Origin of the sequence: Rahnella sp. GSA61A, from assembly GCF_019969905.1 — a bacterium.
Taxonomy (GTDB): domain Bacteria; phylum Pseudomonadota; class Gammaproteobacteria; order Enterobacterales; family Enterobacteriaceae; genus Rahnella; species Rahnella aceris.
The window spans coordinates 77,597-94,054 of record NZ_JAHXYO010000021.1 but is presented as its reverse complement, the minus strand read 5'-3'; the positions used below and the strand labels follow the sequence as shown (position 1 = coordinate 94,054).

The window sequence follows — 16,458 nt, the reverse complement described above, 5'->3', positions numbered from 1 at the left end:
TGCCTTATCAGCTGAGTTTTAGCGGTGCAGTGTCGGAGATATTACGGTTGTTAATCGGGCTGCCGTGGGCATCAGCGGGAGCCATCCCGGGTCATCTGAAGCATTTTTACAGCAACGCAGCGATGCTCAAACTGCCCTCGAGACGTGAGCGTGAATATGTCAGGGAAGTGAGAGAAAAAAGGTCGAAATATCCCTTAAAAAACAATGCCGGTCACCTTAAGTGACCGGCATTAGCCGAAGCCCCTTCTTTATATTTCCGTCACTGAGTATCGTGATTAGCTTTTGACTTGTTTGGTGGCAAAACCTTTGTTTAGTTTGCGCCAGTACACCAGCCAGGTGATCAGCGCACAGACCACGTAAAACACCAGGAAGACTTTCATCGCGCCAGCCGGTGAACCGGTCAGCGCCAGTGAAGTCCCGAACGCTTTAGGAATAAAGAAACCGCCAATCGCGCCGATTGAAGAGATAAAACCGAGCGCCGCAGCAGTATCCGTCACCGCTTCACGCAGCGCTTCATCATCGCTGGCGCCACGCGCTTTAGCCTGGTCGGTAGTGAGTTTGCGGAAAATCACCGCAATCATCTGGTAGGTAGAGCCACTGCCCAAACCGGCCGTCAGGAACAGCACCATAAATACCGCGAAGAATGCCGGGAAGTTGCCGCCCGCGCCGCCGACCGGCAAGGTCAGGAACAGTAAACCGGCAAAAATCGCCATGACGATGTAATTCACCAGGGTTACGCGAATACCGCCAAGGCGGTCTGACAGCATGCCTCCCGCAGAACGCGCCAGCGCGCCAAAGAACGGGCCGAAGAAGGCGAATTGCAGGATGTTAACGTCGGGGAACTGGGTTTTAGTCAACATCGCAAAACCGGCGGAGAAACCGATAAACGAGCCGAAAGTCGCCAGATACAATATGCTCATGATCCACAGATGACCGCGTTTCAGCACCGGCAACTGCTGGCGGATTGAGGCTTTAGAAGACGCAAGATCGTTCATACCAAACCAGGCAGCAAGCGTACCGATGATCAAAAAGGGTACCCAGATCCACGCCGCATTTTGCAGCCACATGTCCGCACCGTTCGCCAGCGTTTGTTTATCGCTGAAAGCCGCAAACACACCCAGGGAGATGACCAGCGGCGCAACCAGTTGCATCACGCTCACGCCCAGATTACCCAGACCACCATTGATCCCTAATGCGCCGCCCTGCTTCGCTTTCGGGAAGAAGAAGCTGATATTGGACATGCTCGAGGCGAAGTTTGCTCCACCGAAACCGCACAACAGCGCAATGATCAGGAAAACGTTATACGACGTGGTGGTATCCTGCACCGCAAAACCCAGCCACAGGCACGGCAGCACCAGAAACACGGTACTGATGGCTGTCCAGCGGCGGCCGCCGAACAGTGGGATCATAAAGGAGTAAGGCACGCGTAACAGTGCGCCGGACACGGACGGAATAGCGGTCAGCATAAACAACTGATCCGTGGTGAAGTTAAAACCGACTTTATTGAGGTTAACGGAGACCAGGCTGAACAGCATCCAGACGCAGAACCCCAGCAACAAACACGGCACGGAAATCCATAAATTACGGCTGGCCACTTTATGCCCGGTCTTTTCCCAAAAGGCCGGATCTTCCGGACGCCAGTCCTGCAGCAGGCGTGACGGTTTTTCCGTCGGTGAAGCTGATGTGTGTGACATGTGTACCTCGGTGGCAACGCATTGTTGTTGTAATGATTAAGTTATGTCGCACACACTAGGTAGAGCCCCGCTTCAGGATGTTGATACAAATCAACGCAATCGCAGGTGGATAATGCAGGAAAAATGACCATGAATCCTTTGTGAGTATCCGGTGAAAAAAGAATAAACTGCTAGTATTCATAAAGTTGATGAAGAAATATTCTTTCATCTAATGAAGGTATAAATCAGATGGAAATAAAGGAGTAACCATAAAGAGGTATAGGGAAACTTCCTCTGATCATAAAAAATGCCCACTCTGTACAGGCTGGCGTCAGCCCGGCACGGTATCCGCAGCTTTCGATATAGGTTCAGGAAATACTATTCATGTTTAAACGCGCACTGCCTTCTTTGTCGCTCATCAGCCAGATCACATTGCTGATGCTGCTGCTCGGCCTTCTGGGCATTGGCGGAATGAGCATGGCGGCGTGGATGGCGGGCAGTATCGAAGGCAACGCCCATGCGATTAATAAAGCAGGTTCACTGCGTATGCAGAGTTACCGGCTGTTGTCGCAGGTCCCTCTGAGCGAAACCAGTGCCCGTTATATCAGCCAGATGGAAGCTGACGAAAGCAGCGCCGATTTATTACAGGCGGTAGAGCGCGAAAACCTGCAACCGCAGTTTCTGGCGTTACGTCAGTACTGGCAAACTACCCTGCGCGACCAGCTTCTGGCGGCTAAGCATCCGCAAGATGTATCAGCCAATATCGCCGTATTTGTCGGCCAGCTTGATGTGCTGGTCGCCGCACTTGAGTACAAAACCGAATACCATCTGCAACAGATTTCGCTGATTCAGCGCGGGCTGGTGGCGGTCACTGTATTACTGATGGCGCTGACCATCTGGTTCCTGCGCCGCCATCTGTTAACGCCCTGGAAAAGCCTGCTCGCACAGGCCAGCGCCATTACCGCCGGGGATTTCAGCCACCGCTATCAGCGCAAACGTGTGGCGAATGGCGATGCGCATAATGAAATGGATATTCTCGGCGATTCGCTTAACAGCATGTCGCTGGCGCTGGCGGAGATGGTTGATAATCTGGCGCAGCGCGTGGCAGAAAAAACCGCCGACCTGCAACAAAAAAATCAGATGCTGGATTATCTGTACCGTGTGAGCCGTCAGCTTCACACCAGCGACCCGCTTGAGGTGCGCATGGAGCCGGTGCTGAAAGAGTTACAGTCACTGACTCCGCTGAGCGGCATTCAGTTGCGGCAATACGAAAATAACAGTGTGGAAGTGTTCAATGAATTTAGCCATGCTTCACCCCGTCAGCCTGACAGCCCTAAGGTCGGTGAACATGCGGATGACGGCGGCGAATCCCTGAGCTGGAGCCTGCGCGACGATCGTGAAAATTACGGTGTGTTGCTGGCACAGTTGCCGCCGGGCCAGTATCTGGATGACGATCAGCAGCAACTGCTACATACCCTGCTGGAACAGCTCACCAGCACCCTGATGCTGGCGCGTCAGGCAGAACATCAGCAGCAGTTAATGCTGATGGAAGAACGCTCAGCCATCGCCCGCGAACTGCACGATTCGCTGGCACAATCGCTGTCGTGCCTGAAAATTCAGGTGGCCTGCCTGCAAATGCACGCTGACACGTTCTCTGAAGAAGATAAAAATCTGTTGCAGCAAATGCGTGAGGAACTGAGTACCGCTTATCGTCAGTTGCGGGAACTGCTGACCACGTTCCGACTGACGCTCAATACTCCCGGCCTGCGTGCTGCGCTGCAACATACCGTGGATGAATTCTCGCGCCGCATGGGTTTGTCCATCGGTTTTGATTACCAGATCCCGCCGCGTTCCGTGCCGGCCAATCAGGGTATTCACCTGCTGCACATCGCCCGTGAAGCCCTGAACAATGTTTACAAACACGCTAACGCCACGCAGGTATCGCTTTCACTGCACTGTCATGACGGCGAAATCAACATGTGTGTTTGTGACAACGGCGAAGGCATTTCACAGGACGTCGAGCGACAAAATCATTATGGCCTGATCATCATGCAGGATCGCGCCAGTACCTTACACGGCAGCTGTCGGGTCGCCCGACGCCCGGATGGCGGCACAGAAGTCACGGTGCGTTTCCGTCCGGAAGCCCTGCCTGTCAATCCCCAGGAGCAAGTATGAACGACATCACCCCTTCCACTATTTTGCTGATTGACGATCATCCTATGCTGCGTAACGGCGTGAAACAGCTGATCGCGCTGGACTCGCGTCTCAAGGTCATTGGCGAAGCCAGCAATGGCGAACAAGGCGTTGAACTGGCGAAACAGCTCGACCCGGATCTGATCCTGCTGGATCTGAATATGCCGGGCATGAACGGGCTGGATACCCTCGACAGCATGCGCCAGACCTCGCTTTCCGGTCGTATCGTGGTATTCAGCGTGTCGAATCACGAAGATGACGTGGTGACAGCCCTGAAACGTGGCGCGGATGGTTATTTACTGAAAGATATGGAACCGGAAGATTTGCTGGCCGCGTTGCATAACGCCGCCGCCGGGAAGATGGTGCTGAGCGAAGCGCTGACGCCGGTGCTTGCCGCCAGCCTGCGTGAAAGCCGCCCGAGCGGTGACCGCGATATTCAGTCCCTGACGCCGCGCGAACGCGACATCATCAAACTGATCGCTGAAGGTTTACCGAACAAAATGATCGCCCGCCGGTTGAATATCACCGAAAGCACGGTGAAAGTGCACGTCAAACATCTGCTGAAAAAAATGAAACTCAAATCCCGCGTCGAAGCGGCGGTATGGGTGTTGCAGAGTAATGTGCTTTAACAAGGTGTTAGCCTTTAAACCCCCCTCCCTGCCTCCCCCTTCGCTGGGGGAGGAGCAAAAAGCCAGACCATCAGTGCAGTGGCTCGATCAGAAATTCAGCCCCGCGTCGTTGCCGTATTGCGGTTGCGCAGTCAGCGGCGGGGATACATTGAGGGTGATCCAGTTTGACGTCACTTTCTGCGATTTACTGTCTTCCACGGTCACCGACAGACGATAAATGTTGGTGGCGTCCGGGGAATCATCCCACGGCGGCACAATCACACTCCAGCCATCGGGATTACGGTTATTCGCGGGTGGCGTCAGGCTCAGCGCCTGCGTATCGCCCTGCCAGCTCAGCGCCACCACTGAATTCAGCGCGCGCAGTTGCAGTTTCAGCGGCACAGTTTCACCCGGCTGCAATGACCACGGCGGCGTGGCTAAAAACACCGACAAGGTTTTACGCTGTTTGAATTCCATCACCGGCATATTATTGCGATCAACCATGTCCATGCGGCTTCCGCGCAGCGAGCGCGCTGCCGCGACATTCAGGAAAGACAATTGTTGATCCAGCGGCACACCCAGCCGGTAATTGAGGGTCAGCTTCACCACATCCTGATTATCGCCATCCTGCCCGGCCTGATGCTCGGCCATCACCGTCACCAGCGGTACCGGTGTGTAATTCACGCCAAACGACACCGCCGAGGGATTACTCTGCCGCGTGCCGTTGCCGAACAAATCCACCTGATGACCGAAATACTGCTCATAACTCAGCGAAGCCCCCAACTGGCGGTAGAACGGTAAATAGCCTTTGGTGGTGATGTCATAGCCACGCGCCTGACGGCGCAGTTGCGCAGACGTACTGCTGTCGGCTTTATAGGACGAAAACGGATGATAATAATTGGTGGAGAAACGCAGGTAATCTGTCCAGGCTTCCGCGCCCAGACTGCCGCGCGTCAGCTGATGATCGAAATCATTATCCACAAAAGCGTTATATCCCAGCATCCACGCGCCGGTGTTGAAGCGCTGGCCCAGGCCGAAATTACCGACAGTGGCATCCGTCTCGCTTTGCAGGCCAATCTGGCTGTAAACCAGATTGGTTTGAGAATTATATAGCGGGCTGAAAAGCCGGCCGGAGCTGCCGTCAAGATTACGCCCGGTCATATCCAGTGAGGTGCTGACTGTTCCCAGCGGCGAAAGCAAACTGCTGGTTTCTTTTTGCACCAGTTTCGCGGCCTGACTCAACGCCAGCGTCTCCGCCTGCACACGCAGGGGATCATCGCTGTCCGTAGTGGTGGCTCCCAGCTCTTTCAGCGTGGTAGCAAGTTGTTTTTCAGTGGCCGTCGGTCCGGTATTGTTATGGATATACTGGCTGCCAAGGCTCGGTAACGTCTGAGACGGTTGGGTCGGGGTGCCATTGTTAAAGACAGAACTTTCGTCGCTGGCAGGCAGAAAACCGCTGAGGTTATAGCTGAGTGCGCCGTATTCGGTGGGTTCTGCCGTCAGCGCACTGGCGCTTACAGCATAGAAGGCGGTTCCCCCAGCCATCAGCAAAGAGGCGCAGGTCTTGCCTGCAAATCGCTTCAATAAATCAGAAAAAAAATCTGTGACGTCAGTCATACCTTACACATTTTGCCCGTAAGGTTTGATCTTACCGCACGGTCAGCATAATTCAACCTTCACGCCACGAACGGCCACATACATCATTTCCTTAAATGAAATCATGCCAATTCATTTCCATAGTGAATACATGGATGATTTGCCGTCACATCACAAAAAATATCACCTAAAATAACACCAGAGATATCATTGCACACATTTGATAACATTTTTAACAAACCAACCATTTATCTTTACAGTCTGTTTTCATTTATCCTTAGCAGGTTAACGATTATCCCGACGCCACCCGACTGCCCTGGCAGAGTGCGTCCGGACCTTAAAGTGATGTATACCAACAGGGAACATAAATGAGCAAAAAAACCTTGCCCGGCGTGACCCGCAGACAAATTCTCTCCTTCACGGCCGCCTCCGCAGTACTGGGTGCCGCCAAAGCCGCAAACGCGGTGACGCTCAAAGGCACGCCCGTGTGGAGCCCCTTTGACGCCAGCCCGCCGCCGCAGATTGAGACCGATGGCTGGGCGTTCTTCACCGACGCCGAAGCCGCTGCTATGGAAGCTATTGTTGACCGTCTGGTGCCCGCCGATGACCTGAGCGTGGGCGGTAAAGATGCCGGATGCGCAGTGTTTATCGACCGTCAGCTGGCCGGATTCTACGGCACTTATTCCCGCCTCTATATGCAAGGCCCTTTCCAGGACGGTACACCGGAACAAGGTGACCAGTCACCGCTGGTTCCGCAACAGCGTTACCGTCTTGGTCTGGCCGCACTGGATAAATACACCCGGTCACAGCATCAGAAATTATTCAAAGATCTGCCCGGTGACCAACAGGATCAAATCCTGTCAGGCCTTGAGAGTGGAAAAATTGCCCTTGATGGGATCGATTCCAAATTGTTCTTCGCCATTGCACTTAAGAACACGATGGAAGGTTTCTTCGCTGACCCGATTTATGGCGGTAACCGCAATATGGTGTCGTGGAAAATGCTGGGCTTTCCTGGCGCACGCTACGACTACCGCGAATATGTCGGCAAACATAACCAGAAACTCGATCTCGAACCGCTGAGCATTTCCGGCGGCGACGCATGGAAAATGAAAAGCTAAGGGCAGAACAATATTATGGCAAAAAAATTACCCAAAACCGACGTGGTGGTGATCGGACTCGGCTGGGCCGGCTCGATCATCGCCAATGAATTGTGCGACGAAGGTCTGAATGTGGTGGCGATTGAACGCGGTCCGTGGCGTGATACGGCGCGCGATTTCAACGTAGCGACCGTTACTGATGAATTGCGTTACAACACCCGTCAGGAACTGATGTTACGCACCCGTCAGAACACCATCACCATCCGCAACAATCCGGCGCAAACGGCTTTGCCGATGCGCGAATGGGGATCTTTCCATCCGGGTAACGGCACCGGCGGCGCAGGCAACCACTGGGCGGGGATCACCTTCCGTTTCCAGCCAGATGAATTCCGCCTGAAAAGCCATCTGACTGAACGTTACGGCGCGAACGCCATCCCGGAAGAGTTAGTTCTGCAAGACTGGGGCACCGACTGGGACGAAATGGAACCGCATTACGCCTCTTTCGAACGTCTGGCCGGGGTTTCCGGTAAAGCCAGTAACGTGAACGGCGAACATCATGACGGCGGTAACCCGTATGAAGGGATGCGCTCGATTGAATATCCGACCCGCCCGATGGATCAGCCTTACGGCCCGACACTGTTTGCTGAAGCCGCGCGCAATATGGGCTACAAAGCGTTCCCTGTGCCCTCTTCCCTGATTTCCGAGCCTTACACCAACCCGCTCGGTGTAAAAATGGGACCCTGTACCTACTGCGGCTTCTGCACCAACTACGGCTGCGCGAACTATTCCAAGGCCAGCGCCATCACTACCGTATTACCGGCACTGATCCGCAAGGAGAATTTCGAAGCCCGCACCAACTGTGAAGTGATGCAGGTGCTGACCGATTCCACCGGTAAACGCGCCACAGGTGTGGTCTATATCGACTCGTCCGGTGACGAGTGGGAACAACCGGCTGATCTGGTGATCGTCAGTGCCTTTACCTTCGAAAACGTCCGTCTGATGTTGCTTTCCGGTATCGGTAAACCCTATGACCCGGTCACCTTAAGCGGCACCACGGGCCGTAATTACGCTTATCAGACCGCCAACGGTGTACAGCTGTTCTTCGATGACAAAAACTTTAACCCGTTCATCGGTGCAGGCGCGGTCGGGATGGGCATCGACGATTTCAACAATGACAACTTCGATCACAGTGGTCTGGGCTTCTTTGGCGGTGGCAGTATCCGTGTCACACCCATCGGCGGTGCGCCCATCGGCTACCGCCCTGTTCCGCCGGGAACGCCGAAATGGGGCAGCGAATGGAAAAAAGCCACGGTCGCCAACTATCTCAGCTCGATGTCGATCGGCTGTGAGGCCAGCAGCTACACCACCAAAACCAACTATCTGTCGCTGGATCCGAACTATAAAGACCGTCTGGGTCGCCCGCTGCTGCGCGTGACCTTCGATTTCCCGGAAAACGATCTGAAAATGGCCGCGTATTGCACCGGTAAAGTGGCCGAAATCGCCAAAGCGATGAATCCGCGTCAGCTGGTCGCTAATCCGATGAAAGGCCACTGGAACGGTACGCCGTATCAGTCTTCCCACGTGGTCGGCGGATTTGTGATGGGCGCGGATCCGTCCACCAGCTCAGTGAACAAACACCTGCAAGTCTGGGATGTGCCTAATCTGTTCGTGGTCGGCGCGTCTGCCTTCCCGCAAAACCCGGGCTATAACCCGACCGGCACAGTCGGCGCGCTGGCGTTCAAAGCCGCCCATGCAATCCGTAACTACTATCTGAAAAAACCGGGAGAGATGATCGCATGAAAAAGTTAACCTCATTCTCACTCGGTTTACTGGCTTTGAGCATCAGCGGGCTGGCCCACGCGGCAGGCGACGGCTCTTTCGAACAGGTGGAACGTGGCCGGTATCTGGCAACGGTGGGCGACTGCGCCGCCTGTCATACCGCCTCCACGCCGGATGCCAAACCTTTCGCCGGTGGCGTACCGATTGAAACACCGTTTGGCCGTCTGGTCGGCGCAAACATTACGCCAGATGTGCAAACCGGTATCGGCAAATGGACGTTCGATGACTTCCAGCGCGCGATGTCCGAAGGCATCGGCCACGGCGGCAAACGTCTTTACGGTGCGATGCCGTTCACGGCCTACACCAAAGTAACCCGCGAAGATAACGCCGCCATCTGGGCATATCTGCAAACCCTGCAACCGGTGCATCACGAAGTCGAGACTAATCAGTTGCCGTTCCCGTTCAACGTGCGTACCAGCCTGATGGGCTGGAACTGGCTGAACTTCACCCAAGGCGAATTCAAACCGCAGATGGATAAATCAGCGGAATGGAACCGTGGCGCGTATATCGTTGAAGGTCTGGGACACTGCGGCACCTGTCATACACCGAAAAATATGATTGGCGGCGACAAGGACAGCGAGTTCCTGCAAGGCGCAGTGGTAGAAGGCTGGGTCGCGCCGGACATCACCAGCAACAAGCACACCGGTGTCGGCAACTGGACGCAGGAAGATCTGATGCAATATTTGAAAACCGGGTCTAACCGTTTCGATATCGCTTCCGGTCCGATGGCGGAAGAAGTCACCAATTCGTCTCAGCACTGGGCGGATGCTGATCTCAAAGCCGTGGCGGTGTACCTGAAAGACAGCGGTCATGACAGCGGCAGCAAAGCCCCTGCACCGGTGAAAGCCGATGATAAGGCGATGGTGGCCGGGAAAAATATCTATGCTGACCGGTGTTCCGCATGCCATACGCCAGCCGGAAAAGGTCAGGAAGGTCTGTTCCCGCGCCTGGCCGATTCACCGCTCATCAACCAGACCAACGCCACATCGCTTATCCGCGTGGTGCTGACGGGCAGCCGTCCGGTGGCTACCGACAGCCAACCGACCGCGCCGTCGATGCCATCGTTTGATGCCAACATGAGCGATGCTGATGTCGCTAACGTGCTGACGTATATCCGTAACAGTTGGGGAAATGCCGCCGCGCCGGTTTCTGCCTCAGACGTGAAAGAGTTACGCGCAGAACTGAAGAAATAAGCAGGGATCTGCTGAAATGTTAAAGGCCGCGAGAGCGGCCTTTATTTTGAATGCATCATGGAGAAATCAGTGCCGGGGCGGCATCTGCATAATCTGCACCAACAGATGATCATTATTCTGGTTTAATTGCACCAGATGTTTGCATTCTACTTTTATTGCAGTGAGCTGTTCTTCAGTCAGCGAGTACGGCAGATTAATATCAATGCTGTACATATTCTGCTGCTCAGCCAGTTCAATCAGCCGGACAATATTGGTCTCGTCGCTGACCTGGGTGGAAACTACCTGTAAGGCCAGTGCGCGCAACGCTTCCTGCCTGGATTTTTCTTTTTTCGAACGGGATTTCAGAACCATGCCAAAGAACGGCATCACGCCATAAATAGCGTCGACAAAACTCCATTTCTTTTTGCAGGATGCGGACAAGTATTCCATGTAGTCAAAGGATGCTTGTTGACTGCGCGCATCGGGTACCAGGCGGTTTTCATTCATCCCCTCTTCCTCTTCCTGGTCAGGGTCAATCAATTATTTAATCAATGTATAACGCCGAAGATATTCAGCTATATAATGGCATAATTCACTAACACTTTGCCAGTCGCTTCCGGTGCTTTCCGTAACGGAAACTGACATGTTCTATTACGCTAGCACGATAGCGTCGCCCTGCGGGTCACGCTATGCTAATCACCGGATTTCTTAAAGCAGCAAGCCAATGAATAAAATCGTTTTTGTAGAAGATGATGCAGAAGTCGGCAACCTGATCGCCGCCTATCTGGGTAAACACGATATCGACGTGCTGGTTGAACCGCGTGGCGATACCGCGCAGGCGCGTATTGAAAAAGAAAAACCCGATCTGGTTCTGCTCGACATCATGCTGCCGGGTAAAGATGGCATGACATTATGCCGCGATTTACGCCCGATCTTCCCCGGCCCGATTGTGTTGCTCACATCACTCGACAGCGACATGAACCACATTTTGTCGCTTGAAATGGGCGCCAGTGATTACATCCTGAAAACAACGCCACCAGCGGTACTTCTGGCCCGTTTGCGGCTGCATTTACGTCAGAGTCCGGCGCAGAATAGCCAAAATGAACAACCGGTTCAGACGCTCAAAAGCGGCAATGCCCTGCATTTCGGTCAGTTGTGCATCGACCCGGTTAACCGCGAAGTGACACTGGTGGATGAAACGATCGTTCTTTCTACCTCCGACTTTGATTTGTTGTGGGAACTGGCAACACACGCCGGGCGCATTATGGATCGCGAAGCGCTGCTGAAAAACCTTCGCGGGGTCAGCTATGACGGGCTGGATCGCAGCATTGATGTCGCGATCTCCCGCCTGCGTCGCAAACTGTATGACAACACCCTTGAGCCATTTCGCATCAAAACCGTGCGCAATAAAGGCTATCTGTTTGCTCCCAACGCCTGGGAGACGTTACAGGAATGAAAAAGCTTTTCATCCAGTTCTTTCTGTTACTGCTGGTCTGTTTTCTGGTGATGGCGATGCTGGTCGGACTGGTTTACAAAGTCACCGCTGAACGTACCGGCCGTCAGTCCATGAACGATTTGATGAAAAGTTCGCTCTACCTGATGCGCAGTGAACTGCGGGAAATTCCGATTAAAGACTGGAACAAAACCATCAATACGCTGGATCTGAATCTGTCTTTCAAACTGCATATCGAGCCGCTCGGAAAACGCAAACTCAGCCCTGTGCTGGATCAACGTCTTAAAGACGGCGAAATTATTGCGCTTGATGACGAATACACTTTCATTCAGCGTGTGCCGCGCAGCCATTATGTGCTGGTGGTCGGCCCTATTCCGTACCTGTTTTATATGCATGAAATGCGGCTGCTGGATCTGGGGTTGCTGATCTTCATCGGTTTATCGCTGGCCCTGCCGGTATTCCTGTGGATGCGCCCGCACTGGCAGGATTTGCTGCGACTGGAAAACTCCGCGCTGCGCCTCGGTAACGGCCATCTCGACGAACGTATTGATTTTGATTCCACCTCCAGCCTTAACCGGCTGGGCGTGGCCTTTAACCAGATGGCAGACAACATCAGTACGCTGGTCGCCAGTAAAAAACTCCTGATCGACGGTATCGCCCATGAGCTGCGTACGCCGCTGGTCCGCCTGCGTTACCGGCTGGCGATCAGTGAAAACCTGCCGGAATCCGAACAAAATGCCATCAACCGCGATATCGGGCAGCTTGAAGCGCTGATCGACGAATTGCTGACTTATGCACGTCTGGACCGTCCGCAGGTGGCGCTTAACCTGGAAAAAGTCAATCTGGCCGAATGGCTGGAAGACAAAGTCGATGATTTCCGGCTGATCACCGAGCGCACCATTCTCTATGACGCGCCGCAAAATGCCGATTTCGGCGGCGTGGATTTACGTCTGATGGAGCGTGTGCTGGACAATCTGGTCAATAACGGTCTGCGCTATTCACAACAGACATTGCGCGTCAGCCTGTGGTTAGACAGTGAACTCGCCTGCCTGCAGGTTGAAGACGACGGGCCGGGCATCCCGCCGGAAGAACGTACCCGCATCTTTGAGCCCTTTGTTCGCCTGGACCCGAGCCGTGATCGCGCCACCGGCGGCTGCGGGCTGGGGCTGGCAATCGTCCATTCCATCGCCGTCGCTTATCAGGGGCGTATCGCCGTTGACGGCAGCCCGCTCGGCGGTGCCAGTCTGCGTTTCAGCTGGCCGGTAAAACCCACATTCAATCTGGCTGCAGAACAGCCTAATCACGAAAATCAGGAAGGGAGCCACAATGACCATCGCCTATAAAAAATTACACGACACCTTCGCCCGTTTGTCCCGCTTCGGCCATTTATCGGCTATTGCAGGCTGGGATGCCGCGGCCATGATGCCACCGGAAGGCGGACAAGCCCGCTCGGAAGCGCTGGCTGAACTGAGCGTGCTGACGCATCAGATCCTCACGGCGAAACAGGTCGGTGAATGGCTGGAACAGGCCAGCGGCGAACAACTTAATGACGTTGAGCAGGCCAATCTGCGCGAAATGCGCCGTCACTATCAGCAGGCGGCTTTGCTGCCGGAAAGCCTGGTACAGGCAAAATCACTGGCCGGCGCACGTTGCGAGCAGGCGTGGCGTATCCAGCGTAAATCGAACGACTGGGAAGGCTTCTCGGATAACCTGAAAGAAGTGGTTAAGCTGAGCCGTCAGGAAGCACAGTTGCGCGCCGAGGCTGCGGGCATCAGTCGTTACGACGCCCTGCTCGATTTATACGAACCGGGCATGACCTCACAGAAGCTGGATGTGCTGTTTGGCGATCTGAAAACCTGGCTGCCGGACCTGTTACAAACCGTGGTTGAAAAGCAAAAATCCGAAACCCGTATTGCGCCACAGGGGCCGTTTGACATCGAAAAACAGCGGCAGCTTGGTCTGAAAGTGATGGGTAAACTGGGTTTTAATTTCGATGCCGGTCGTCTGGATGTCAGCGCGCACCCGTTCTGTGGCGGGGTTCCGCAGGATGTACGTATCACCACGCGTTACAATGAAAATGAGTTCCTCAGCGCCATGATGGGAGTTATCCACGAAACCGGTCATGCACGTTACGAGCAAAACCTGCCAAAAGAATGGCTGGGCCAGCCGGTTTCCAACGCCCGTTCGATGGGTGTTCACGAATCACAAAGCCTGCTGTTTGAAATGCAACTGGGTTGCAGCGAGCCGTTCCTGAAATCTGTGTATCCGCTGGTTATCGAGCAATTCGGTCACCGTGAAGGGCTGGATGAAAGCAACTTCATGAAGCTGAACCAGCACGTCCAGCCGGGCCTTATCCGTGTTGACGCCGATGAACTGAGCTATCCGGCACACGTCATTCTGCGCTATGAAATCGAAAAAGCGCTGATGGAAGGTGAAATAGAAGTTGATGATATTCCGGCCCTGTGGAACAGAAAGATGCAGGAATATCTTGGCATCGACACTGTTGGCAACTACCGCGACGGCTGCATGCAGGATATCCACTGGACCGACGGTGGCTTCGGTTATTTCCCGACATATACCCTCGGCGCGATGTACGCCGCGCAGTTGTTCCAGACGGCTAACAAAGCCATTCCGACGTTGCAGGATGACATTGTCCGCGGCGACCTGACCGCCCTGTTCCAGTGGCTGCAACAGAATATCTGGCAGCACGGCAGCCGGTTCACGACAGATCAGCTGATGAAAAACGCGACAGGCGAAACGCTGAATCCGGCGTTCTTCCGGGCGCATCTTGAAGGGCGATACTTGTAGGCGGAAGGCGTGCGTTGTCGATTTTTTAAATATAAATCAATAAGTTGAAGTTTTCTTTAAAAGGGAAGTTGCCATTAATACCCCCTCCCCGCCTCCCCCTTCGCAGGGGGAGGAGCAAACACGTGGTCCGCTCCCTCCCCTGCGAAGGGGAGGGCTGGGGTGGGGTTTTAAAGCAAAATCAATAAGTTGAAGTTTGCATTAAACGCAAACACGCGATCCACTGCCCCGTAGCAACCCCATCGCTATATCCTCCAATTTCACCGTAATTTCCTGATTTTATTACGCCCCCCTCCTTTGTACATTCCGTTACACACCGAAACCAATCACTCACGGACAACCAGATCCAACACGCCTAGTATTCTTCATACCGGCCCCGCAGTGGGGTGGACACTTAAACAAAAATTCTGAGGAATTAAAGATGAAAAAAGTATTAGCTCTGGTTGTAGCCGCTGCAATGGGTCTGTCTTCTGTCGCTTTCGCTGCTGAAACTACTGCAACTCCGGCGCCAGCTGCTGCTGCAACTACCGCTGCTCCAGCACCTGCTGCCAAGCATGTGACTAAGCACAAAACTCACAAGAAAGTAGCTCAGAAAGCGCAGGCTGCTAAAAAACACGTGAAACACGCTAAGAAAGCGGCTCCAGTAGCTCAGAAAGCGCAGGCTGCTAAAAAACACGTGAAACATGCTAAGAAAGCTGCACCAGTAGCTCAGAAAGCCCAGGCTGCTAAAAAACACGTGAAACACGCTAAAAAAGCGGCTCCAGCTGCAAAAGCAACTCCAGCAGCATAAGTAGTCAGTAAAAGTCTTTGTGAGCGTATCTACTCACCATTATCAAGACTGATGATTTAACACCCGGTTCGCCGGGTGTTTTTTTCTCCGGTTTTCTATCTTGAGGTACTGATGGAAGATGCTGCGCCGCTACCTGTTCGAAATCACCCTGTGTTCCCTGATCCTTTGCGGTCTGATCACCCTGTTCTTCTACTTCTGAGATACCCCGCGATGACGCCCGTCATCGGCTCAAAAGGCTGAGTTACCAGACAAATATATCCACCACGAAACATAACCGTCTATAATCGTTCCATAATTACGGCTTCCCGGGTTCTCCCTGTTTTCAAGGTCAGAATGTTATGCGCATCGCGTTACCGCTGTTTTTGTGCTTTTTCTGTTTTACCGCCAGTGCCCTTGTACATGCAGACTCTCCTGATGATGCAGATTCCGACACACCTTCCATCAGCATGAAAGAAAAAACGGCCCTTTTCTTTGGTCACGATCAGCGCACACCGGTGGCTGCGGCGGCGCACTGGCCATGGCAGGCCATCGGGCAGATTGAAACCGAGAGCGGCAATTTATGCACCGCGACGCTCATTTCTAAACATCTTGTCCTCACGGCGGGCCATTGTGTGCTGGCGCCTCCGGGCAAAATAGACAAAGTCGTGGCGCTGAGATTCATTTCTCATGATCAGAAATGGCGATATCAGATCACCGCATTACAAACGCTGGTGGATCCGAAATTGGGCAAGAAACTGAAAGCGGATGGCGATGGCTGGATTGTTCCGCCTAAAGCGGCACCGTTTGATTTCGCACTGGTTCGCCTGACAGATGAAAAGCTGGCATTGCCGATCAAACCCCTGCCATTGTGGGAAGGCTCCCGTGACAACCTGACCGCTCTGCTGAAACAGGAAGGCAGGAAAGTGACCCAGGCCGGATACCCGGAAGATCATCTGGATGATTTGTATGTACATCAGGATTGTCTGATCACCGGATGGGCGCAACCGGGTGTGTTATCGCATCGCTGCGATACTTTGCCGGGCGACAGCGGCTCACCGTTGCTGCTGAAAAATGCCGATGGCTGGTCGCTGGTCGCGATTCAAAGTTCCGCGCCAGCGGCACAAGACCGTTATCTGGCCGATAACCGTGCGCTGGCCGTTCCGGCCATCCGCGATGCCCTGAATACGCTGTCCTCAGGTGTGATCAGTGCGAGCACGCCGGTAACGACGCCCGCTCAGTAACCGTAAGCATCA

The 16,458-nt window shown here is 53.9% G+C and carries 13 protein-coding genes and 1 pseudogene; 11 read left to right on the top strand and 3 right to left on the bottom strand.

Annotated elements, in window-relative coordinates; translation table 11 throughout:
- Window positions 1-224 (top strand): annotated as a pseudogene (locus LC431_RS21570) (IS4 family transposase); the annotation flags it as partial.
- A 51-nt stretch (window positions 225-275) separates the two neighbouring features.
- Here the strand turns inward: LC431_RS21570 and LC431_RS21565 are convergent.
- Window positions 276-1,694 carry a NarK family nitrate/nitrite MFS transporter gene (locus LC431_RS21565; protein WP_013575418.1) on the bottom strand — a complete coding sequence of 473 codons (1,419 nt, stop codon included), beginning with the start codon at window positions 1,692-1,694 and terminating at the stop codon, window positions 276-278.
- Between the two features lie 363 nt (window positions 1,695-2,057).
- Here LC431_RS21565 and narX point away from each other — a divergent pair, with 363 nt between their 5' ends.
- Together narX and narL are read left to right on the top strand one after the other, a co-directional pair.
- Window positions 2,058-3,848: a nitrate/nitrite two-component system sensor histidine kinase NarX gene (narX, locus tag LC431_RS21560; RefSeq protein ID WP_013575417.1), complete on the top strand. Its 1,791-nt coding sequence runs from the start codon at window positions 2,058-2,060 to the stop codon at window positions 3,846-3,848.
- Window positions 3,845-4,495 (top strand): two-component system response regulator NarL, encoded by a 651-nt coding sequence (gene narL / locus LC431_RS21555; protein ID WP_013575416.1) that lies wholly within the window; start codon window positions 3,845-3,847, stop codon window positions 4,493-4,495. The genes narX and narL overlap by 4 nt, the downstream gene beginning before the upstream one ends.
- Window positions 4,496-4,582: 87 nt before the next feature.
- On the opposite strand, the gene LC431_RS21550 is transcribed toward narL, so the two are convergent.
- Window positions 4,583-6,091, bottom strand: a complete 1,509-nt coding sequence (locus LC431_RS21550; protein WP_223510321.1) for a YchO/YchP family invasin — start codon at window positions 6,089-6,091, stop codon at window positions 4,583-4,585.
- 347 nt (window positions 6,092-6,438) lie between these two features.
- Here LC431_RS21550 and LC431_RS21545 point away from each other — a divergent pair, with 347 nt between their 5' ends.
- The 3 genes from LC431_RS21545 to LC431_RS21535 are packed head-to-tail and all read left to right on the top strand — an operon-like array spanning window position 6,439 to window position 10,199.
- Complete coding sequence (locus LC431_RS21545; RefSeq protein ID WP_013575414.1) at window positions 6,439-7,188, top strand: gluconate 2-dehydrogenase subunit 3 family protein; 750 nt, start codon at window positions 6,439-6,441, stop codon at window positions 7,186-7,188.
- Window positions 7,189-7,203: 15 nt separating this feature from the next.
- Complete coding sequence (locus tag LC431_RS21540) at window positions 7,204-8,967, top strand: GMC family oxidoreductase (protein ID WP_013575413.1); 1,764 nt, start codon at window positions 7,204-7,206, stop codon at window positions 8,965-8,967.
- Window positions 8,964-10,199, top strand: a complete 1,236-nt coding sequence (locus LC431_RS21535; RefSeq protein ID WP_223510320.1) for a cytochrome c — start codon at window positions 8,964-8,966, stop codon at window positions 10,197-10,199. The genes LC431_RS21540 and LC431_RS21535 overlap by 4 nt, the downstream gene beginning before the upstream one ends.
- Window positions 10,200-10,265: 66 nt before the next feature.
- Here the strand turns inward: LC431_RS21535 and LC431_RS21530 are convergent, their stop codons facing one another.
- Complete coding sequence (locus tag LC431_RS21530) at window positions 10,266-10,685, bottom strand: hypothetical protein (protein ID WP_013575411.1); 420 nt, start codon at window positions 10,683-10,685, stop codon at window positions 10,266-10,268.
- Between the two features lie 217 nt (window positions 10,686-10,902).
- Here LC431_RS21530 and rstA point away from each other — a divergent pair, with 217 nt between their 5' ends.
- From rstA to LC431_RS21505, 5 genes are all read left to right on the top strand, one after another.
- A complete protein-coding gene (rstA, locus tag LC431_RS21525) occupies window positions 10,903-11,634 on the top strand; it encodes a two-component system response regulator RstA (RefSeq protein ID WP_013575410.1) in 732 nt (243 codons plus the stop codon).
- Window positions 11,631-12,974 carry a two-component system sensor histidine kinase RstB gene (gene rstB, locus LC431_RS21520; protein ID WP_013575409.1) on the top strand — a complete coding sequence of 448 codons (1,344 nt, stop codon included), beginning with the start codon at window positions 11,631-11,633 and terminating at the stop codon, window positions 12,972-12,974. Before rstA ends, rstB begins: the two co-directional genes overlap by 4 nt.
- Window positions 12,958-14,439 carry a carboxypeptidase M32 gene (locus LC431_RS21515; protein ID WP_112198572.1) on the top strand — a complete coding sequence of 494 codons (1,482 nt, stop codon included), beginning with the start codon at window positions 12,958-12,960 and terminating at the stop codon, window positions 14,437-14,439. The genes rstB and LC431_RS21515 overlap by 17 nt, the downstream gene beginning before the upstream one ends.
- Before the next feature lie 418 nt (window positions 14,440-14,857).
- Window positions 14,858-15,226: an acid resistance repetitive basic protein Asr gene (gene asr / locus LC431_RS21510; RefSeq protein ID WP_015697278.1), complete on the top strand. Its 369-nt coding sequence runs from the start codon at window positions 14,858-14,860 to the stop codon at window positions 15,224-15,226.
- A gap of 338 nt (window positions 15,227-15,564) precedes the next feature.
- Window positions 15,565-16,446 carry a serine protease gene (locus tag LC431_RS21505; RefSeq protein WP_013575406.1) on the top strand — a complete coding sequence of 294 codons (882 nt, stop codon included), beginning with the start codon at window positions 15,565-15,567 and terminating at the stop codon, window positions 16,444-16,446.
- Window positions 16,447-16,458 lie beyond the last annotated feature (12 nt).